This is a genomic window from Lysinibacillus sp. RS10 (assembly GCF_041956855.1).
GTDB classification, from domain to species: domain Bacteria; phylum Bacillota; class Bacilli; order Bacillales_A; family Planococcaceae; genus Lysinibacillus; species Lysinibacillus xylanilyticus_A.
Genome location: NZ_CP167122.1, coordinates 999440 through 1019535 on the forward strand (window position 1 = coordinate 999440; position 20096 = coordinate 1019535).

Genomic DNA, 20096 nt, shown 5'->3' on the forward strand with positions numbered 1-20096 from the left:
ATACCTCCAACAAAATATTATAGTAGCTATACGTATAAAAATTTAATAGGTTTCGAATTCCTTTATTTTAAGTATTTTGAATTTTATGCTTTAAATAGTTAAAATGGAAATAGGGACAATACTAGGGGGGATATGGATGTGTAAATTAATGTGGGTTAATAATGAACAATATCAATTACAGAAGAATATAGAACAAGCAGGATCTTTTTTATCTCATTTCACACTGGACCAAGTACATCGTGTTACAAAATTTCATCATACATATGAAAAATTTAATATTACGCCTTTACGTCGCTTAAAAGCATTTGCTTCATTAGTTGGAGTAGAAAACGTTATAGTGAAAGATGAATCTTTTCGCTTTGACTTAAATGCATTTAAAGTATTAGGTGGTGTTTATGCAATTGGGCGGTACGTTGCCGATAAGTTAGGTAGAGATATTGATGAGTTGTCGTTTGAGCAGCTGAAATCAGAGGAAGTAAAAGAGCAATTAGGCGACTTAATATTTATTTCAACGACAGATGGCAATCATGGGCGTGGAGTGGCTTGGGCTGCTAGAGAGCTTGGCTTTCAAGCGCGGATTTATATGCCTGCTGGAAGTGCAGAGGAACGCCTGCAAAATATTGAAAACGAAGGGGCTTATGCTGAAATAACGGCAATGAATTATGATGATACTGTTCGTTATACTTCACAGCTCGCAAAAGAAAATGGATGGATTATTGTGCAGGACACGATGTGGGAAGGCTATGAAGAAATTCCATTATGGATTATGCAAGGCTATACGACGCTAGTAAAAGAAATTGTTGAGCAGTTGGATGAGGCACCTACTCATGTATTTTTACAGGCTGGGGTTGGTTCATTTGCCGGAGCAGTTGTAGCTTTCTTACAACAATATTATGAGCAAGAGATAACATTTGTCTTAGTTGAGCCTTATGTAGCGAATTGCTATTATGAGAGCTTTAAAGCAGGTACTGAGCAGTTTGTAACAGTTGGCGGAGAGATGCAAACAATTATGGCAGGGCTTGCTTGTGGTGAGCCGAATCCACTAGCTTGGGAACTTTTAAAGACTTATACGAAGGTGAGTATCTGCTGTGATGAAGAAGTTGCTGCAACTGGTATGCGTATTCTAGGTCATCCATTAGCAACAGATCAACGAATTATTGCTGGAGAATCGGGAGCTGCCCCAGTTGGATGTTTTTATGAATTGATGACGAACAGGCAATTTACAGAACTGAAAGATACATTACAATTAGATGAAAATTCTCGGGTATTATTTATCAATACTGAAGGTGACACAGATGTAGAAAACTACAGAAATATTGTGTGGCATGGAAAGTATGCAACAATTTAACTTCTTTCAGTGAATGTTTTTTGTAGCGAAAGCGAAGCGTCAGCTAAAGATGAATCTGGACGCAATTATATTGAGGCAAAATTGATAAGACGGAATAGCAAACTAGCATAAAAAAATTTCTAGTTTGCTTTTTTCATTTTTTTCAGGCGTGTTGATAGGAAAAAACAGGTTTATTATTGAGCGATAAAAGGATTTTTTTGTTGGTATTTTGCTAATATATTCCCATTTTCAACTGATTGTAGTGTAGGGCTACTCGACTCCCGCGGGAAAGCGAGACAGACGAGACCCTGAGGCCAACACGATGTTGGTCACGAAGGCATTGTCACAGGACGTGACGCACTTAGCCTTCGTTCCTTAAGCGGAGGAAGCGGCTCGGCGCTCGCCCGCAGGAACCTTTGCTCTGTGCGAAAGCGAAGCGTCAGCAACAAATGTTTTATCTGTGCGAAAGCGAAGCGACAGCAACAAATGTTTTATCTGCGCGAAAGCGAAGCGTCAGCGACAAATGTTTTATCTGTGCGAAAGCGAAGCGTCAGCGACAAATGTTTTATCTGTGCGAAAGCGAAGCGACAGCAACAAATGTTTTATCTGTGCGAAAGCGAAGCGACAGCAACAAAGCGAGTAGCCCGTAGCGGAAATCAGAGCCTTCAAATTAATCAAGGTGGATAAAAATGGTTATTCAATAGACCTGATTTTTTATAGATTTCTTGTTGACCTTAACGTTGCGTAAAGGTTTACAGTAGCATTAGTGGAGGTGAGAAAGTGTGGAATATACAATCCAAGAGCTTGCTCAGTTATCAGGGGTTAGCACAAGAACCCTGCGTTATTACGATGAAATTGGATTACTGAAGCCAGCAAGAACCAATGAAGCAGGCTACCGATTTTATGGACAGTTTGAGGTTGATATGCTCCAGCAAATTTTATTTTATAGAGCATTAGATATGAAGCTAGCAACAATTCAGGAAATTATTCAAGCACCTGATTTTCAACATACAGAGGCACTCAAGACTCATCGTACTGCTTTACTGCAGCGCAAGGAGCAACTTGAAAAGATATTACAAACAGTGGAAAAAACAATTCAATCGATTGAGGAGGAGCAACCAATGACAAATGAAGAGAAATTTAATGGCTTTAAAGATAAGCTAATCGAAGAAAATGAAAAGCAATATGGTCAAGAGATTCGTTCAAAATATGGAAATAAAACGGTTGATGCATCGAATGCTAAGTTCAGAAATATGACAGAGGAGCAGTATGAGGCAATGCAGCAGCTAGAACAGCAATTATTTGATCGTTTAAAAGAAGCGATGGAAATTGGCGATACCAAAAATGATGTGGCAATGGAGGTAGCAGAGCTTCATAAGCGTTGGCTAAGCTTTTCATGGTCACAATACTCTAAAGAGGCACATGCTGGTATAGCGCAGATGTATATAGCAGATGAACGATTTACAGCTTATTATGACGAGCGTGTTTCTCCGGGAGCCACAACATTTTTACATGATGCTATAATCAATTTCGCTTTGGCGTAATTATACGAAAAAAATAAGTGATTCCTCCTCATGCTTTAATGTTTTAGAAATATTAATTTAGGAAAAAATGAAGCATGAGGAGGAGATTTTTTTGAACCCACAAGTAATGGAAAAATTAAAACAGCAATTAGAGCAAGAACTACAGGAAATAGAAAAGCAACTTGAGGAGACAGAGCGTCCACAAGCGACAGAGCTATCTAATTATGATAATCATCCGGCTGACAATGCGAGTGATTTAACGGATCAGCTAACGGACATGGCAATTGATGAGCACCGTGGTGACAATGCTGAGGAAATAAAGCGCGCACTACAAGCAATGGAGGACGGTACATATGGCAAATGCGCTGTATGTGGTGAAGAGATTCCGATTGGTCGCTTAGAAGCTATGCCGAAAGCATTGACATGTGTTGAGCATGCAGAGCAAAGAGAAGACGGTTTAAGACCGGTGGAAGAAGACGTATTGTCATCAACACCAAGATCGGATGATTTCATAGAGCTTGAGGAATTTGGCTCTTCTGATACACCTCAAGATAAAAGTTAGTAAGCATTTCCTCTCACAAGCAGTATAATAGCTGTATGAGGTGAGAATATGGAAATAATTGATTTACACTGTGATGCACTATTGAAATTAACCACTTTAGAAACAGCAAAATTTGAGGATGATTTACGGTTGCATGCCAATCGAGGAAGATTACATCTAGGGCAAGTAAAGGCACAAGTATTTGCTATTTTTATTGATCCTAACATCCCGCAAAGTATGCAGTTTTTAGAGGCAATGCGCCAAATCGAAGCTTTTCATACACATGTATTACAAACTGAGGGAATGGTGCATATTACTAATTGGTCACAATTAGATACTTTAGCTCCACATGAAATTGGAGCCATCTTAAGCTTAGAAGGCTGTGGCCCAATCGCTGACGATTTAGCAAAGCTTTCCGTTATATTAGACGCGGGTGTGAAGCTTGTTGGACTTACATGGAATGAAGAAAATGCTGTGGCCCACGGTGCTGAACAGGATGCGAGTCTTGGCTTAAAGCCATTTGGTAAAGAAGTTGTAAACTTGCTAAATGAACGAGATGTTATTATTGATGTTGCTCATTTAAATGAACAGAGCTTTTGGGATGTGTTGCCACTAGCGAAGCATATAATTGCGAGCCATAGTAATGCACGGGCAATTTGTGATCATCCAAGAAATTTAACGGATGCTCAGGCAAAAGCACTCGTAGAGCATGGTGGGCATATTCATGTCGTTTACTACCCGACTTTTATCAGTGATGATGCTACATTGGATGATTTAGTTGCACATGTGAAGCATCTAGCGAAATTAGTAGGAGTAGAGAATCTTGGACTAGGTTCAGACTTTGACGGGATAGATGCTACTGTAAATGGATTGGCACACGCTGGAGAGGCGCAAAATTTACTAGAGGCATTACGTGAGCATTTTTCAGTCGAAGAGGTTCGTGGTATAGCAAGTAATAATTTTCGACGCTATGTAAAAAAAGTAGCAACCCGTTAAGGCTGCTACATTTTTTACTGGTGTATCTTAATAACAGAAATATTGAATTAGTAAACCTATTCCTAAGAGGAAGCCGAAGAATGTATTTGTTTGCGCTGTAAATTTCATCGCAGGCATCACTTCCTTGGCTTCTTTTTTATCGCGGAAAATTTGAATCGCACGAAGTGGCTTTGGAACACTTAAGAAAATGAGTAAAGCCCAAAAAGTAATTCCATCAATTGCTACAAGAGCGATTACCCATAAGTACGAAATAACAAAAAAGCCAGAAAGCACAGAAATGGCATTATCACGACCCACTAAAATAGCAAGCGTTTTCCGACCACCCTCTGTATCGCCAACGATATCACGTATATTATTGGACAGCATGATAGCGCCAACTAAAATCATACTTGGTATTGAGAGTAAAATAGCATCAAGTGTAACAGTAAGTGTTTGAATATAGAAGGCGATTAAGACGATCCCCATCCCCATAACAGCACCTGATACAAGTTCTCCAAATGGTGAATAAGCTATAGGGTATGGACCTCCTGTATATAAAAAACCAATAAGCATACAAACTAGCCCGACTGCAGCAAGCCACCAAGAAGTAGAGGCACATATGTATATGCCAAGTAGCATAGCGATTGCATAAAAGCTTAAGGCAATAATCATAATTGTTTTTGGTTGGACACCGTGACGCACAATGGTTCCGCCGATACCGACAGAATGTTCATTATCTAATCCTAGTTTGTAATCGTAATATTCATTGAACATATTTGTTGCTGCTTGAATAAGCATACTTGCAATGAGCATAGCAAAAAATAGTCCAAAATCAATTGTTTGTTTTTCAATTGCTAGGGCAATTGCTGTTCCTAAAAATACTGGAACGAATGAAGCGGTTAAAGTATGTGGTCGTGTTAAATGCCACCAAACTTTAAAACCCCTATCAGCTTCAATGACTTTGGTCATAAGGTCTTTCTCTCCTTCGAATGTTGTGGACTCTTCTTATTTTATACGAAGAATGAGAAATTGGGTAGGTTCACAGCTTATTACATACAGTTCCGTAAAAAAAATGATACAATAGAACATGCATTTATGAACTGGAAACAACAATTAGGATAATCGCAACAGTACGAAGAATAGGCTGTCAAACAAACAATGACTGCTATTTTAACAAAGAAATATGATGTGGTGAAAATATAAACGTTCACTTCATTAAGCATAGTCTCGGTCAATATGTATTTGAACCGTGGCATCGCTCAGTATGTACATTGCAACAACGGAGGTAATTTTCATGCAACAGAAGTGGTACCAAGCCACAGAGGTAGAAGTGGACTCTTTGGGCCAAAGCCTTCATTTTTATATGGAAACAATTGAAGTAAGTCGCTTATCGGCGCTCGCATTTTATGCAGCGGGCGAGGAGCGTTATAAAGGTGAACGATTTTATTGGCAAAATAGAGAAAAAACAATGACATTAGTAGGGCTAGGACATGCCCATACGATTCAAAATAACGCCAAAAATGATCGCTTTGATGCAGTTGAAGCAGAATGGAAAAGCTTAACGAAAAACTGTGTAAAGGATCAAAGCGAGCTACAGCCAATTTTATTTGGCGGTTTTACATTTGATCCACAAAATAATGTAGCTGGGGAATGGACGGACTTTCCAGAGGCTTATTTTGCGCTTGCAACTTATCAGCTTGTCATACGTGATGACAAAGCGTATGTAAGCCTTCATCTTATTACAAAAGACCAGCAGGCAGAGGCCCGATTTGAAGCGCTACGAAAAGAGCGGGATCATTTAATTCATGCTGCCCAGGTAAAAGAAGTGAAAACGTATTCAAAGCCTGAAATAACAAGTTATTTTGAGCCGTATAAGGAGCCATATTTAGCTTCAATTGACCAAGTGACAGCATTAATTAAACAGAAAAAGGCAGATAAAGTTGTAATTGCCCGGTCACTCGCATTGCAATTTAATGAGCAAGTATCTTCACCGCAAGTACTTTCACAAATCATACATGAACAGCCAGAGAGCTATTTGTTTGGCTTAGAGCGTCAAGAATTATTGTTCTTTGGTGCGTCCCCTGAACGTCTTGTGAAAGTAGAAGATGGACGTGCCTTTTCATCTTGTGTTGCGGGCTCTATTAAACGTGGTAAGACGGCTGAAGAAGATGAAAACTATGGACAAAGCTTATTGAATGATCCGAAAAATGGTGGAGAGCATCAATATGTAGTCGATATGATTGCGGAAACATTCCGTAAAAATTGTGTTGAGATGACAATACCAGGTAGCCCTCGATTACTAAAAATTAGAGATATACAACATTTATATACACCTGTTGAAGGTCAATTAAATAGTGCCGCGACGATTTTACAACTGACAAAATCATTGCATCCTACGCCTGCTTTAGGTGGTGTACCGAGAAACGAGGCAATGGCAGCTATACGTAAATACGAGCCTATGAATCGTGGACTTTACGCTGCTCCAATCGGTTGGGTAGATGCTGAAGGTAACGGCGAATTTGCAGTAGCCATTCGCTCGGCTGCTTTACTTAAGGATAAAGCTTATTTATATGCTGGTGGCGGTATTGTAGCAGATTCAGAGCCACAATCTGAATATGAGGAAACATTAGTGAAATTCCGTCCGATGCTTCGTGCGTTAGGAGGACAATTACATGAGTGAACGGAAAATTTTAACGGATTATGTTTATAAAATGGTAGCATCATTAGTGCAAGCTGGAGTAGAAAATGTTGTTGTTAGCCCAGGCTCACGTTCGACACCACTAGCTTATGCATTTGCTTCAACGAAACAGCTCCAGTTGTATCGTCAAGTTGATGAGCGTTCGGCAGCTTTTTTTGCGCTAGGAATTGCAAAGGCTACAGCGAAACCAGTTGTACTTTTATGTACATCAGGAACAGCTGCAGCAAACTATTTTCCTGCCATTGTTGAGGCAAACTATGCTCGTGTACCGTTAATTGTGATTACAGCTGATCGTCCACATGAATTGCGACAGGTGGGTGCACCACAAGCTATTGATCAGCCTAATTTATATGGTAAGCATGTCAAATGGAGCGTAGATTTCCCGTTGGCAGATGATGCAGCACCAACATTGCCGTTTATCGAGCGCCATATTGCACGTGCAGTAGCGATTGCAATGAGCGCACCATTTGGACCAGTACATATTAATGTACCGTTCCGAGAACCTTTGTTGATTGATTTTCGAGATGAGCTCCCAGAAGTAACATTTAAGCACAATCGTATAGCTCAGTTAATGCCTTCAACGGCCACTCAACAGGAGCTATCAGAGATTTTAAGCGCAACTAAAAGAGGCTTTGTTATTATTGGTGAGCTAGAACTTGGTACAGATTTAACAATTATGTGGGAGTTTGTTCGCCAATTAAAATGGCCTGTCATTGTCGAGAGTTTATCGAATATGCGTGCATCTGTTCCAGAGGATTGTCTGCCATATATGATCACAACGTATGATGCAATTATGAAGAGTGAGGATTTTAAAGCATTAGTTGAACCTGATACGGTACTACGTTTAGGCGCACAGCCTGTTTCTAAATTTATTATGCAGTTTATTACTAAATCTCAGCCTGATGCTTATATTATTGTCGATGAAGATCCGATGTTCCGTGATTCTACAAGTGTGTCTACTCATTTTATTCACGCAAGCATTGGTGAGTGGCTCACTCAATTAGAAATCTCTGAATCAGCACTTGAGGCAGAATATTTGGCTGAATGGCAAGATGCTAATGATATAGCTTTGGAATATATTGAGCATTATTCTGACGCTGCAATCGATGAAGGAGCAATGGTAAGTCGATTACTGAACATGATTCCGAATGGCAGTGATATTTTTGTTAGTAGCAGTATGCCAGTGCGTGATCTTGATACGTTTTTAATGGCGATATCGAAGGATATTCGTATTGTTGCAAATCGTGGAACGAATGGTATCGATGGCGTCGTATCAACTGCGATGGGCTTTAGTCAAGGAAATAACCGTGAAACCTACTTGCTTATTGGCGATTTAGCATTTTTACATGATGTCAACGGTCTTATTGCTTCAAGATACCAGGGATGCAACCTGACAATCATCGTTATGAATAATGATGGCGGAGGTATTTTCTCTTATTTACCTCAATCTACAGTTGAGGCACATTATGAAGATTTATTTGGCACACCAACTGCACTCGAGTTCAGAGATATTGCCAATATGTACGCTATGGACTATATCCGCGTAGACGACATTTCAGAGCTATCAGAGAAGTTTACTACAATAAAAAAACGCCCATTGCGCTTATTCGAAATTTTCACAGATAGAGAGGAAAATGTTTATGCGCATCGGGCACTATGGAATCGCATTAATGCGGGATTAAAAGCATGGCAAAATTAATGATTCGAGGGCTGGAAACGTACGTAGAAATCTGGAATGAAAAAGCACAGCAAACGCTCGTTGCATTGCATGGTTTTACAGGTAGTACGGCTACATGGCGAACTATAGCGGAAGCATTACCGAATGTAAGAGTGATTGCAATTGATTTAATTGGACATGGTCGAACGGCTACACCTCAGCTCATTAGTCGCCTCTCTATGCAAGAACAAATCCAAGATGTAGAGGAAGTTTGTTGTCAGCTACAGTTAAAGAAATTTACGTTGTTAGGCTATTCAATGGGGGGAAGAATTGCATTATCGTATGCAATCTCTTACCCAGAACGTGTGGATCAGCTAATTTTAGAAAGTGCTTCTCCAGGTTTACGAACTTTAGAGGAACGTTCTGAACGTTGTGAGAAAGATAACGCTTTAGCTGAAAAAATAGTTCGTAACGGTTTATTATCATTTGTCAACGCATGGGAGAATATTCCGATGTTTGAATCACAAAAACGTTTACCTCGCAGTATACAAGAAGCTATTCGCGCAGAAAGACTTTCTCAGAAGAAGGAAGGCCTGGCTGGTAGCTTACGAGGTATTGGGACAGGCGTCCAGCCATCAAATTGGCTGTCATTAACTAAGTTAGAATTTCCTGTGCTTTTAATAACAGGCTCATTAGATGAAAAATTTTGTAAAATAGCACTAGAAATGAAAGCGTTATTAAAAATTGTTAAGCATAAGACAGTAAATGACGCTGGACATGCAATTCATGTGGAAAATCCCGCTGAGTTTGCTACAATAGTAGAGGAGTATTTAACTTCTTTCAACTCCAATGAAAGAAGTTAAAGCCTCCGGCGGATGTCATGGAATCGGAAAGGAATTCTTTGTGATTGCACAAAGCCGATTCCAGACGCAATTATGCCGAGGCATAATTGATTGTAATAAAATTTTACGTTACCGCCTCGATTACGAACGAGACGAATATATTTATTAGGAGGCAATTCAATGACACGTCAATGGACTACTTTACATACTTACGAAGATATTAAGTATGAGTTCTATAACGGTATCGCAAAAATTACGATTAACCGTCCAGAAGTGCGCAACGCATTCCGACCAAAAACGGTAATGGAAATGATCGATGCTTTTTCACGTGCACGTGATGACAAAAATGTTGGGGTTATCATTTTAACTGGTGAAGGTGAACATGCCTTCTGTTCAGGTGGGGACCAAAAAGTACGCGGTCATGGCGGCTACGTTGGTGAAGATGAAATCCCACGTCTAAACGTTCTTGATTTACAACGTTTAATCCGTGTTATTCCAAAACCAGTAGTAGCGATGGTTGCTGGCTATGCAATCGGTGGAGGACACGTATTACATGTTGTCTGTGACCTAACAATTGCTGCTGACAATGCACGTTTTGGACAAACTGGACCAAAAGTTGGTTCATTCGATGCTGGTTATGGCTCAGGCTATCTTGCTCGTATCATTGGACATAAAAAGGCGCGTGAAATTTGGTACCTTTGCCGTCAATATGATGCACAGCAAGCACTTGATATGGGATTAGTTAACACAGTTGTTCCTTACGAGCAACTTGAAGATGAAACTGTACAATGGTGTGAAGAAATGCTAGAAATGTCTCCAACTGCTCTACGCTTCTTAAAAGCAGCGATGAATGCAGATACAGACGGTTTAGCAGGTCTTCAACAAATGGCTGGCGACGCTACTCTTCTTTATTACACAACAGATGAAGCTAAAGAAGGTCGTGACGCATTTAAAGAAAAACGTCAACCAGATTTCGGTCAATTCCCAAGATTCCCTTGATTATTGGAAGTGTTGAACAGCTCGTATCTTTTTGGAGATACGAGCTTTTTGTATATCTAAACGGGCGCGACGGATAGATTTGCTAGAGCGACGGGAAGTTACGGTTTAGCGGTGGACCCCGGTACGTTAGCGGCGGAAAGCGGTATGTTAGCGGCGGACCCCGGTATGTTAGCGGTGAAACAGCCTGCTTTAGCAGCGGAACACCGTGTCAGAGCACTAAATAGACATGTCAAAGCAATGGATTACCTCATAAAAGCATTGGACATATTTCCTCAAACTAACGAATAGACGGATGATGCGATAAGGCGGTAAGATTAAGGTTGATCGGAGGGAAAACGAGATGTATCCAAATTGGATTTTACAGCGAGCGTATTTAACACCGTTACGAAACGGTTTAACATATAATGGGCAAACTTGGACATTTCAAGAATTAAATGATTTGTCTTTAAAGCGTGCGCGCCAACTAACTACACTAGGAATTAAGCAAGGAGACCGGATTGCTATAATGGGGCCGAGCAAGCCTGCACTTGTCATCATGATGTATGCATGTATGCATTTACAATGTGAAATGGTCATGCTAAATCGGAGGTTATCACAGGCTGAAATTGCCTATCAATTAGAGGATTCAGAAGCAGTGACAGTAGTAATTGCAGATGAGGATGTAGAAAAACTACCGTCTCAAACTACGCATCACTTATTTTCAACTATTGAAGAGAGTTCAGAGACGACGATAGATGTTGCAAAAGAATGGCCTTTACAGCAAACGACATCAATTATGTATACATCTGGTACGACTGGTTTTCCAAAGGGCGTTCGTCAAACAGTTGGAAATCATCAGGCAAGTGCAACATCCTCTGTTCTTAATTTAGGCTTGCAGGCTGATGACGCTTGGTTATGTGCAGTGCCACTTTTTCATATTAGTGGTTTTTCTATATTAGTGCGCTCTCTATTATACGGGAATAAAGTGAATTTATATAATCATTTTGATGTAGAAGCCATTTCCCAAAATATAATGGAAGGCGATGTTACACATATGTCAGTAGTCGCTGTTACATTGGAAAGGATTCTACATACACTTGAAGAGAAAAATGCACAAGCCTCACCGAAATTTAAAATGATGCTAGCAGGCGGAGGACCTGTGCCAGTAGATTATTTAAAACGAGCTCATGCATTAAATTTAGCTGTGGCTCAAACGTATGGTATGACTGAAACTTCATCACAAACTGCAACATTAGCAAATGAAGATGCGATGCAAAAAATAGGTTCAGCGGGAAAACCATTGTTTTTTAACCAAATTCGCATTGCTGAGCCGAATGCCAATGGTGAGGGAGAGATTTGTATACGTGGTCCACATGTAACGCCAGGATATATTGGCCGTTTTGCCGAAAAAAATGCAACGATCGATGGCTGGCTGCATACTGGGGATATTGGTTATTTAGATGAAGAAGGTTATTTATTTGTCATGGATCGTCGTGCTGATTTAATTATTTCAGGTGGCGAAAATATTTACCCTGCAGAAATTGAAAATGTGTTACTTACACATCCTGCTGTTCAGGAAGCGGGAGTATGTGGTATCGAAGATGATGAGTGGGGACAAGTACCAATTGCCTTTGTTGTATTAAAAGAACAAGTACCGGTCGAACAAATACAGGCATTTTGTCAACAGAAGCTTGCTAAATATAAAATGCCAAAAGAAATTATTATTACGGACAAGCTTCCTCGTAACGGTGCTAATAAGTTACTTCGTAGAAAATTAATGAAGTAATACAAATAGGATTCTTCATAATGGGGGAAAGCAATGAATTTTCAAGATTTGATGAAATTTAAAGGGTATATATATTTAAATAAATTGTTTGAACCAGAAGAAAATTCACTGAGGGTACTTATTGATAGGTGTAAAGTGAACCAAACCAAGGAAACCGTGAAAGTTACAGATGAGGTTGAGATAGTAGCATCTCCTATTGATGTTGATGACAATCTACCAATTTTGCAATTGGATTTTGACACGTACGTTGCTTACTCCGTTATTGATGAATCTTTTACTGTAATGGATGATTACGAAATTTCAGATGGCAATTTTTTTAGAATTTACACTATATCTAGGTATTTGGATTTTATTAAAGCAGGAACAATTGCTGAAGATATATTTCCTGAAAAGCAGTTCGTTCACTACCAAATTCCTTGTTTGAACCATATAATCGATATTATTTCATATGATGAGCCCCAAATTACTGAGACAAAAAGAAATTGATAAATTTTCATAATAGAAGAGCATCGTAATCGATGCTCTTTTTGTGTTTTGAAAAACAAAGGGGGCGCTATTAATAAGAGCGACATAACATTTCAAAAGATACAACTATGTGAATTGGTTGATTGGAGTGGAGGCTGGGCGACTCCTTGAGGATCAGCGATAGGGGAACGAAGGCTAAGAGCATCACGTCCTGTGATAACGCCTTCGTGACCAACATCGGTGCTGTTGCTGTCGCTGCGCTTTCGCACAAACAAAACCCTCTGCTGCCGCTACGTTAGCACTACGCTTTCGCGCAAAAAACATCTGTTGGCCCGAGACCCTGGAGCGAGCAACGCGAGTGAAGCGGCTCATCGGACGCCCCCAGGAAAGCGCCCAAGTCGGAACGGAAATCTACTCCACGTTTTGCTAAAGGGCATATTTTTATTTAATATGCCACCTTAATTTCAATGTTTTTTTCAACCCTATGGAAGAAGCCTTCATTTATAAGAGGGCTTCTTTTATTCGTTTTAACTTCTTTCAGCGGATGTCATTTTTAGCAAACTTTTAGAATTAAATTAATCATTCATTAACATAATAAAAAATGGAAGGCATAAACTAGTTAGTAAAGGAGAATGACTCATATGAGAAAATATATATATAATGTTGTCATTATATTATTTGTTTTACAAATGAGTCATGTGCATGTATTCGCAAACTATGAACAAAAGAAGATTGCAACAGCAAATTCAATAGAAACACTACAAAATCTAATTGAAAAACAAGTTATGCAATTGTCTACTGAATTTGACATTCATTACACTGGTGATACGTCGGAAATAAAAGATGAACTATCAGAGCTTATTAAACATGCTATTCAAGATCCATATATTTACGCCAATATTTCTAGTTTTAAATGGAAATATGATGGATATGCCAATAATATTGTCATTAAATTTCAATTTACTTATCATATTTCACAAGCAGAGGAGGCATTTGTAGAACAGAGTTTGGCGAATATTATTGCACCTATGCATGGATTAAGTGATCTGCAGAAACTACAGGCTGCACATGATTTTATTGTCCTATCCGCTGAATATTCAAAGGAAACCGAAGGAAGTCAATATTCTCCCTACACATTGCTTACGGAAAACAAGGGAGTCTGTCAGGCATATGCTTTAGTGCTTTATCGGATGTTAGAGATGCTAGACTTTGAGGTACAATATGTTCCAGGAAAAGTAGGTGAACAGCTACATGCCTGGGTTTTAGTAAAGCTTGATAATGAATGGTATCATATCGATGTTACATGGGATGATCCTTTGCCAGATCGTAAAGGTGAAGTGCGTTATAATTATTTTTTAGTTTCGGATCGCCAATTAGCACAGGATCACTCTTGGGACTATGCAAGCTTCCCCGCTGCAACAAGCGAAGCCTATATAGATTTTCATAGAACTAGTAAGGTTGAAGTTCTTACAAAACCAATATTGGATAGTTATTTTACTTTTGATGAAGGACTGTCCAATTTAAGTAAAAATAAACTAATTGTAAAACAATTAATAGAACAGCCTACACAGCTTATAAAAGGAAATCAAAGCGATAAATCTGTTCAGTTACATCTAAATAAATGGGAACCGATCATTTTAGAAAGTAAAGTAGTACAAATAAAGGCTGAGCAAAAGAAACATGATTTGGTAAAAATGAAAAAGAGGCTAATAAGTATTTATAGAACGGAAAAACGAATGCCACAAGAAAAATACGTCATAATAAAGGAGGTGTCCCAAACGATTGTCGGGGCACCTCCTTAGTCATTTATTTGTGGGAGTTTAATGCAGTATCTAAAGTTTGAATATTTTTCTTCATTAGCGTGAAGTATGTTTCATTATTTTTTTCATCATCCGTTGTTAAAACGCTTAAATTATGCAAGACAAGCGACTCTGCCCCAACTTCTTTTTGGATGACCTCGGCTAACTTAGAAGAAACATTTTGTTCGAATAAAATGTAGTGAATATGCAAATCATTTGCCTTATCAACAATCTTAGTTAGTTCCTTTTGAGAAGGTTCATTTTGTGAGTTTAAACCTGCTATTGGTATTTGCTTTAAGCCATATTGGCCTGCGATATAGCCAAATGCTGCATGTGATACGAAGAACGTCTTCTCTTGTGCCTTATCAGCCATAGCTTTAAATTCATTGTCTAAATCTTGAAGTTCTTTTACTAATGCTTCGTAGTTAGCTGTAAATGTAGCTTCTTGTTCCGGCATTTTTTCAACTAGCGTGTTTTTAATGGAAAGTGCTAAGTCTTGACTAATAATAGGTGATAACCAAACATGTGGATCTATATTTCCATGATCATGATCGTCATGTCCGTGTTCGTCTTCACCATGGCTATGCTCTTCTGTAGTTGTAGCATGGTCATCTTCATCATCGTGTATATGTCCAGTGCTTACAGCTAATTTTTCATCTGAAACCTGATCCGCTGTTGCAACCATTGTTACATCTTCATTAGCTAGAGTTTTTTTTGCATTTTCAACAAAGCCCTCTAGTCCTAAACCAATATAGAAAAATATATCAGCGTCTGCTAGTTTCATCATATCTTTTTGTGTTGGCTCAAATGTGTGTTCATTGGCGCCAGCAGGGTAAATGGAAGAAACCTCTACAAAATCGCCACCAATTCGTTGTGCAAAATAACTTAACGGATATACAGTTGTGTAAATTGTTAATTTATCCTTTTTCTCTGACTGTTTAGATGTTGATGTTTTATCTCCACAGGCAGCAGTGAATAAGGCAAGAACTGCAACTAAACTTAACAAAAATAATTTTTTCATTTTATAGAATACCTCTTTCAAATAGTAATCGTTACGATTTGATTATTAGAACAGTTTCTATAATAACGTACATCTGAAAAAAGTACAAGAAAAAATGACCCTCGAAAATTAATTCTTTTTCGAAGGCCATTTTTCAGGCACAGGATCAAAGCCGCCAGGATGAAATGGTTGGCATTTTGATATGCGCTTAATCGTTAAATAGAATCCTTTAATGGCACCGTGTTTTTGAAAAGCTTCTAGTCCGTAAGAGGAGCATGTAGGGTAGAAGCGGCAGGATGGTGGCGTCATAGGTGAAATGAATTTTCTGTAAAACTTAATGAGCCATATAAAGGGATATTTCATATTTGTTTATCCTTTTGTTGAGGATTGACCTGTTCAGGCTTAGCATCGATCGTCTGTGTAAAGAAATTGCTTTTTTTCTTCAAAAGGACAATGACAGAAACGCCAAACATAAGCATCATCATTGCAATCATAATTATTATTGGTAATGGTACGCCCATTGTGTTCACTCCAAATTCTATTTGTTAATAATATTATAAAAGAATTCCTTTAAAAAATGTACAAATTGAACTAGTCTTCATCTGGATGAAAGCTTTGCTTAGGTTTTTCATCAACTGTATGTTTAAAGGCATATGCGCGATTGACACTAATAATAGTCGCGACTGTTATTAAAATAACGATAATCGCTGCTACAATTAAAAGCGTGATTAAACTCATGGCATTCCCTCCGTTCCTTAATCATCATATCTATTATAAATTAGATAATCTTACTTAGTTGTGAAGGAAGTTTGACATTCCAGCGAATAAAACGGCACTTTTACCTCCATACTATGGAAAAAGGAGTGTTTTGTAGAGATGGAGCGTCATCGTGTATATTTTTCACTTGCCAATAGAACGTATTATACAAATCCATATGCAGGACCGTGGAACTTTGAACTCAATATAGATCGCCAAGCGTTAGATGTCTTTGAAAAGATTTTTCAGCAAATGCAGCTGTTAGAAATTTCAAATGCATGGCGTGCACAGTTACCGTATATACAGTATCACCTAGATAGGGAAAATGATGAAATTGATTTGCGATTAAAAAAAATCTATGCACTCGTCCATGAGTATGGGGATGATGATACGAAAGCATTTGTGGAACAACTTCCTTATTTCAATAAACGTGTTTAAGATGAGGGGTCACTGAAAAACTTCAGCGACCCTAATTTGTATAAGCTTTTAATGCACGCTAAAATTGAAAACTATGATGATTGCAATGTCTATTATTAAATAGAAAGAGTTCTATATACCGAGAGTCTATTTCTTTTGAATGTTATTTTCCAATACTAGTGTTAAAGAGTGAGGAAATGGTGCTACACGATCTGTAAAAATTGTGGATTTCTTTAAAATGAAAAGCATAAATAAAATATTAACTAGGCAAATAAGACTTTAGCAAAAAATACTCCTAATACCACTTTATTTACGCTATAGTCTATAGTAAAAATAAATGGATCTCTAAGGACTGTTGAAGGAGCGTGAGTACATGGAATTTGGAACATTGCAGAAACTTTCCTCTGGCCTGTCAAACTGCTGAGTTTTTAAATACTACTCTATCCGCTTTATTAGAGTAGTGAATTATAGGAGGTAAATTCTTTTGAGGCCGATACTGACATAGATTTTCAACTATGTGCTGAAGAATGCTATTATTTCTTAGTAATAGATTCAACTATTGTATGAAATAATGCTTTTGCAATATAAAAAGGAGTTGAAGAGCATGTTCTCATTTACAGATTTAAATGGTTTACGAGTGGATTTAAGCTTTACAAGGGGTCAACTTGAGGTTGAGCCTAAGCATGTACTCGTTTTTTTAAAACATAAAAATAAGTGGTTATGTACGATTCATAAACGCCGTGGTGTAGAGGTTCCGGGTGGAAAGCAAGAACCTGGAGAAACATTGGAGCAGGCAGCAGTTAGGGAAGTGTTTGAGGAAACTGGTGTTCATGTGAAAAATCTTAATTGGTTTGCAGAATACGCAGTTCATGAGGACATCTTATTTTGTAAAACGGTCTTTACCGCACAATTTGCAGGGCAAGAGGACATAGAATTTGATTTAGAAACGTCAGGCATGCTTTGGTTAACAGATGAAGAATTTGCTCAGCATCCTAACTTGAGTTTTCATATGAAGGATGAGGGTATGAAGAAAATGCTGGAGGAGTTGAAACATCGTGACAAACAATGGTGATATCGTAAAAAAGCGTGCCTATCCTTCGCCGAATCCAGCTATTCGTTTAACCGAAATTACTTATATGTCACATGGGTTACGTGTGAAGGGATTATTGGCAGAGCCTAAGGCAGAAGGTACATATGATGGCTTTTTATATTTACGTGGAGGTATGCAAAGCATTGGTATGGTGAGACCTTCGCGTGTCGCACAGTTTGCAGCACAAGGCTTTATCGTTTTCGCCCCATATTACCGTGGCAATCGAGGTGGAGAAGGTCGAGATGAGTTTGCTGGAGGGGATCGTTATGACGCTGTATACGCAGTAGACGTGCTAAAACAGTTTTGTAATGATAATATCCATATCTTTGGCTTTTCGCGTGGTGGCATTATGGCACTGTGGACAGCCATATTACGTAGAGATATCACTTCTGTTGTGACATGGGCAGGAGTATCTGATGCAACAGCTACATATTGGGAGCGAACAGATATGCGCCGTATGATGAAGCGGGTTATTGGAGGGACGCCTAATCGTGTACCAGAGGCTTATGATGCTCGAACACCACTATTTGAGGTAGAGCACATTACAGCTCCTGTACTTATCATTCATGGCTACCGTGATGAAAATGTAGATATTGAACATGCAAGACAGTTAGAGTTTTATTTAAAGGATGCTGATAAAACATATGAGACATGGTATGATAGCCGCTACGCTCATCAGTATCCACCAGCGAAAAATCGAGCAACAGTACATGCACTTTGCGAATGGATGAAACGACAGTAAGGTATTCAAGCTGTCTTTCCATTCAACGATTCTAATGTAGAAACTCTTTGGAATCAAAAAGATTTTAACTCGGGGTAGACCTCAGAATTGCTCGGGTCAGTGGGAAAACTGCTCGGGTAGGACAAAGAACCGCTCAGGTGCTTTGGGTAGACACCTGAGCGGTAGCAAAAATTAAGGATATTTACTGTATATATTTTGCTAAAAAGTTATTAATAGTTTCCCAATAAGTATCTCCAGCAACACTTTCAGCATTACCATGTCCAGCACCTTCAACTATAAATTTCTCCTTCGGTACATTGGCAGCCTCATATACTTCATTTAGCATATCAGAGGGAACAAATGTATCATTACTTCCATGAATAAATAGCATAGGTGTTTTCGATTTTGCTACTTGCTTGACGGTATCAGCTTCACCAAGCGTAAAGTCAGCTCTTAACTTCGTAACAATTGAAGAAAAATGCATAATAGGAAATTCAGGTAAATTAAAGAGTGCTTTCAATTGATAGGAGAATTCATCCCAAACTGAGGAATAACCACAATCCTCAATAATAGCCTTAACATTGTCAGGTAGATCTTCTCCTGAGGCCATCATCACTGTAGCACCACCCATGGAAACACCATACAAAACAATTTCAGCGTTTTTATCAGAACTGATAATATTATTAATCCAAGAGACTACATCAAGTCGATCATGCCAGCCCATACCAATATAGTCACCGTCACTTTTTCCATGAGCCCTTGCATCAGGTACGAGAACGTTGTAGCCTGTATCATAAAAATGCTTAGCGTACTTTGTCATTTGTGAGCCATCAGATGAATATCCATGGAAAATAATTGCCCATTTATTTGTTTCGTTTGTATTTTTAAGCGTATAGGCATGTAATTTCAAATCATCGAAAGACTGTATATAAGAATCCTCATAATTCTCTTTAAACCACTTCTCACTCTCTTCTTTTTCTTTAGCATCCTTAGGACTAACAGCAATAGAATTGTGCGGAGCATTAAACACTTCTGATTTATCAGTATTAGGATTTAAGGCGAAGTTATAAAAATAATTCCCTGCAAAAAATCCAGCCCCAACAAACAATACTAATAGAAGACTGACAATGGTAATAATCACTTTGTACTTTTTTTTCATATGTATCCCCCTAAAACTACTATTATGAATTATACACAAAGTTAACAATATGAAAAGTAGAATTCTCTAAAATGGGGGGATTAAAAAAGGAACGACTCTATTCGTTTCCTTTGCATGTTGTTGAAATACTATTATGTCATTGGCTCTTTCGGCAAAACGAGGGGGTTGATTTCCGTTCCGACTGAGCGCTTTCCTGGGGGCGTCCGATGAGCCGCTTCACTCGCGCTGCTCGCTCCAGGGTCTCATCTGTGACGCTGATCCCCAAGGAGTCGCTCAGTCTCCACTCCAATCAACCACTTCATTTAGCATGTATTTTCTGGCAAATTACTACTCTCTTTTCTGTGCGAGCATCGTGCCGCTTC

The 20096-nt window shown here is 38.7% G+C and carries 21 protein-coding genes; 15 read left to right on the plus strand and 6 right to left on the minus strand.

The window, feature by feature from the left end; translation table 11 throughout:
* Positions 1–136 precede the first annotated feature (136 nt).
* The 5 genes from ACB089_RS05255 (at position 137) to ACB089_RS05275 (ending at position 4387) form a co-directional block, all read left to right on the plus strand.
* On the plus strand, positions 137–1348 hold the full coding sequence (locus ACB089_RS05255) for a diaminopropionate ammonia-lyase (protein ID WP_374965552.1): 1212 nt from the start codon (positions 137–139) through the stop codon (positions 1346–1348).
* Between the two features lie 402 nt (positions 1349–1750).
* On the plus strand, positions 1751–2014 hold the full coding sequence (locus ACB089_RS05260; RefSeq protein ID WP_374965553.1) for a hypothetical protein: 264 nt from the start codon (positions 1751–1753) through the stop codon (positions 2012–2014).
* A gap of 95 nt (positions 2015–2109) precedes the next feature.
* A complete protein-coding gene (locus ACB089_RS05265) occupies positions 2110–2871 on the plus strand; it encodes a MerR family transcriptional regulator (RefSeq protein ID WP_374965554.1) in 762 nt (253 codons plus the stop codon).
* Between the two features lie 91 nt (positions 2872–2962).
* Positions 2963–3412: a TraR/DksA C4-type zinc finger protein gene (locus ACB089_RS05270; RefSeq protein ID WP_374965555.1), complete on the plus strand. Its 450-nt coding sequence runs from the start codon at positions 2963–2965 to the stop codon at positions 3410–3412.
* Between the two features lie 48 nt (positions 3413–3460).
* Complete coding sequence (locus tag ACB089_RS05275; protein WP_374965556.1) at positions 3461–4387, plus strand: dipeptidase; 927 nt, start codon at positions 3461–3463, stop codon at positions 4385–4387.
* 27 nt (positions 4388–4414) lie between these two features.
* Here the strand turns inward: ACB089_RS05275 and ACB089_RS05280 are convergent, their stop codons facing one another.
* Positions 4415–5335 carry a 1,4-dihydroxy-2-naphthoate polyprenyltransferase gene (locus ACB089_RS05280; protein WP_374965557.1) on the minus strand — a complete coding sequence of 307 codons (921 nt, stop codon included), beginning with the start codon at positions 5333–5335 and terminating at the stop codon, positions 4415–4417.
* 325 nt (positions 5336–5660) lie between these two features.
* On the opposite strand from ACB089_RS05280, the gene ACB089_RS05285 reads away from it, so the two are divergent.
* From ACB089_RS05285 to ACB089_RS05315, 7 genes are all read left to right on the plus strand, one after another.
* A complete protein-coding gene (locus ACB089_RS05285; protein WP_374965558.1) occupies positions 5661–7046 on the plus strand; it encodes an isochorismate synthase MenF in 1386 nt (461 codons plus the stop codon).
* On the plus strand, positions 7039–8763 hold the full coding sequence (gene menD, locus ACB089_RS05290) for a 2-succinyl-5-enolpyruvyl-6-hydroxy-3-cyclohexene-1-carboxylic-acid synthase (RefSeq protein ID WP_374965559.1): 1725 nt from the start codon (positions 7039–7041) through the stop codon (positions 8761–8763). The genes ACB089_RS05285 and menD overlap by 8 nt, the downstream gene beginning before the upstream one ends.
* Positions 8751–9584, plus strand: a complete 834-nt coding sequence (gene menH, locus ACB089_RS05295; RefSeq protein WP_374965560.1) for a 2-succinyl-6-hydroxy-2,4-cyclohexadiene-1-carboxylate synthase — start codon at positions 8751–8753, stop codon at positions 9582–9584. The genes menD and menH overlap by 13 nt, the downstream gene beginning before the upstream one ends.
* 159 nt (positions 9585–9743) lie before the next feature.
* Positions 9744–10562, plus strand: a complete 819-nt coding sequence (gene menB, locus ACB089_RS05300) for a 1,4-dihydroxy-2-naphthoyl-CoA synthase (protein WP_068986881.1) — start codon at positions 9744–9746, stop codon at positions 10560–10562.
* 340 nt (positions 10563–10902) lie between these two features.
* Positions 10903–12327, plus strand: coding sequence for an o-succinylbenzoate--CoA ligase (locus tag ACB089_RS05305; protein WP_374965561.1), 1425 nt, complete (start codon positions 10903–10905; stop codon positions 12325–12327).
* 33 nt (positions 12328–12360) lie between these two features.
* The gene (locus ACB089_RS05310) at positions 12361–12813 is read left to right on the plus strand and encodes a hypothetical protein (protein ID WP_374965562.1); all 453 of its coding nucleotides are present in this window, start codon (positions 12361–12363) and stop codon (positions 12811–12813) included.
* A gap of 620 nt (positions 12814–13433) precedes the next feature.
* Positions 13434–14594: a transglutaminase domain-containing protein gene (locus ACB089_RS05315; protein ID WP_374965563.1), complete on the plus strand. Its 1161-nt coding sequence runs from the start codon at positions 13434–13436 to the stop codon at positions 14592–14594.
* A gap of 4 nt (positions 14595–14598) precedes the next feature.
* Here ACB089_RS05315 and ACB089_RS05320 read toward each other — a convergent pair whose 3' ends face one another.
* From ACB089_RS05320 to ytzI, 4 genes are all read right to left on the minus strand, one after another.
* Positions 14599–15612: a metal ABC transporter solute-binding protein, Zn/Mn family gene (locus ACB089_RS05320; RefSeq protein WP_374965564.1), complete on the minus strand. Its 1014-nt coding sequence runs from the start codon at positions 15610–15612 to the stop codon at positions 14599–14601.
* A 108-nt stretch (positions 15613–15720) separates the two neighbouring features.
* Positions 15721–15954: a membrane protein insertion efficiency factor YidD gene (yidD, locus tag ACB089_RS05325; RefSeq protein WP_083227137.1), complete on the minus strand. Its 234-nt coding sequence runs from the start codon at positions 15952–15954 to the stop codon at positions 15721–15723.
* Positions 15951–16112 (minus strand): hypothetical protein, encoded by a 162-nt coding sequence (locus ACB089_RS05330; RefSeq protein ID WP_368638183.1) that lies wholly within the window; start codon positions 16110–16112, stop codon positions 15951–15953. Before ACB089_RS05330 ends, yidD begins: the two co-directional genes overlap by 4 nt.
* A gap of 70 nt (positions 16113–16182) precedes the next feature.
* A complete protein-coding gene (gene ytzI, locus ACB089_RS05335) occupies positions 16183–16329 on the minus strand; it encodes a YtzI protein (protein WP_139114503.1) in 147 nt (48 codons plus the stop codon).
* 138 nt (positions 16330–16467) lie between these two features.
* Between ytzI and ACB089_RS05340 the strand changes: the two genes are divergently transcribed.
* The 3 genes from ACB089_RS05340 to ACB089_RS05350 all read left to right on the plus strand — a co-directional run bounded on the left by ACB089_RS05340 (position 16468) and on the right by ACB089_RS05350 (position 18596).
* Positions 16468–16785, plus strand: coding sequence for a transposase (locus ACB089_RS05340; protein ID WP_068986876.1), 318 nt, complete (start codon positions 16468–16470; stop codon positions 16783–16785).
* Positions 16786–17368: 583 nt separating this feature from the next.
* Positions 17369–17836 (plus strand): NUDIX domain-containing protein, encoded by a 468-nt coding sequence (locus ACB089_RS05345; RefSeq protein ID WP_374965565.1) that lies wholly within the window; start codon positions 17369–17371, stop codon positions 17834–17836.
* Entirely contained in the window at positions 17820–18596 is a 777-nt protein-coding gene (locus ACB089_RS05350) for an alpha/beta hydrolase family protein (RefSeq protein WP_374965566.1), read from the plus strand. The genes ACB089_RS05345 and ACB089_RS05350 overlap by 17 nt, the downstream gene beginning before the upstream one ends.
* A gap of 181 nt (positions 18597–18777) precedes the next feature.
* On the opposite strand, the gene ACB089_RS05355 is transcribed toward ACB089_RS05350, so the two are convergent.
* Positions 18778–19734 carry an alpha/beta hydrolase gene (locus ACB089_RS05355; RefSeq protein WP_374965567.1) on the minus strand — a complete coding sequence of 319 codons (957 nt, stop codon included), beginning with the start codon at positions 19732–19734 and terminating at the stop codon, positions 18778–18780.
* Positions 19735–20096 lie beyond the last annotated feature (362 nt).

Excerpts from the sequence above, each read along its gene's own strand:
- ytzI (WP_139114503.1), bottom strand. The coding sequence starts at position 16,329 with ATGAGTTTAATCACGCTTTTAATTGTAGCAGCGATTATCGTTATTTTA.
- menD (WP_374965559.1), top strand. The coding sequence starts at position 7,039 with ATGAGTGAACGGAAAATTTTAACGGATTATGTTTATAAAATGGTAGCA.
- ACB089_RS05255 (WP_374965552.1), top strand. The coding sequence starts at position 137 with ATGTGTAAATTAATGTGGGTTAATAATGAACAATATCAATTACAGAAG.
- ACB089_RS05285 (WP_374965558.1), top strand. The coding sequence starts at position 5,661 with ATGCAACAGAAGTGGTACCAAGCCACAGAGGTAGAAGTGGACTCTTTG.
- ACB089_RS05345 (WP_374965565.1), top strand. The coding sequence starts at position 17,369 with ATGTTCTCATTTACAGATTTAAATGGTTTACGAGTGGATTTAAGCTTT.
- menH (WP_374965560.1), top strand. The coding sequence starts at position 8,751 with ATGGCAAAATTAATGATTCGAGGGCTGGAAACGTACGTAGAAATCTGG.
- ACB089_RS05310 (WP_374965562.1), top strand. The coding sequence starts at position 12,361 with ATGAATTTTCAAGATTTGATGAAATTTAAAGGGTATATATATTTAAAT.
- ACB089_RS05305 (WP_374965561.1), top strand. The coding sequence starts at position 10,903 with ATGTATCCAAATTGGATTTTACAGCGAGCGTATTTAACACCGTTACGA.
- ACB089_RS05330 (WP_368638183.1), bottom strand. The coding sequence starts at position 16,112 with ATGGGCGTACCATTACCAATAATAATTATGATTGCAATGATGATGCTT.
- ACB089_RS05315 (WP_374965563.1), top strand. The coding sequence starts at position 13,434 with ATGAGAAAATATATATATAATGTTGTCATTATATTATTTGTTTTACAA.
- ACB089_RS05275 (WP_374965556.1), top strand. The coding sequence starts at position 3,461 with ATGGAAATAATTGATTTACACTGTGATGCACTATTGAAATTAACCACT.
- menB (WP_068986881.1), top strand. The coding sequence starts at position 9,744 with ATGACACGTCAATGGACTACTTTACATACTTACGAAGATATTAAGTAT.
- ACB089_RS05355 (WP_374965567.1), bottom strand. The coding sequence starts at position 19,734 with ATGAAAAAAAAGTACAAAGTGATTATTACCATTGTCAGTCTTCTATTA.
- ACB089_RS05320 (WP_374965564.1), bottom strand. The coding sequence starts at position 15,612 with ATGAAAAAATTATTTTTGTTAAGTTTAGTTGCAGTTCTTGCCTTATTC.
- ACB089_RS05340 (WP_068986876.1), top strand. The coding sequence starts at position 16,468 with ATGGAGCGTCATCGTGTATATTTTTCACTTGCCAATAGAACGTATTAT.
- yidD (WP_083227137.1), bottom strand. The coding sequence starts at position 15,954 with ATGAAATATCCCTTTATATGGCTCATTAAGTTTTACAGAAAATTCATT.
- ACB089_RS05280 (WP_374965557.1), bottom strand. The coding sequence starts at position 5,335 with ATGACCAAAGTCATTGAAGCTGATAGGGGTTTTAAAGTTTGGTGGCAT.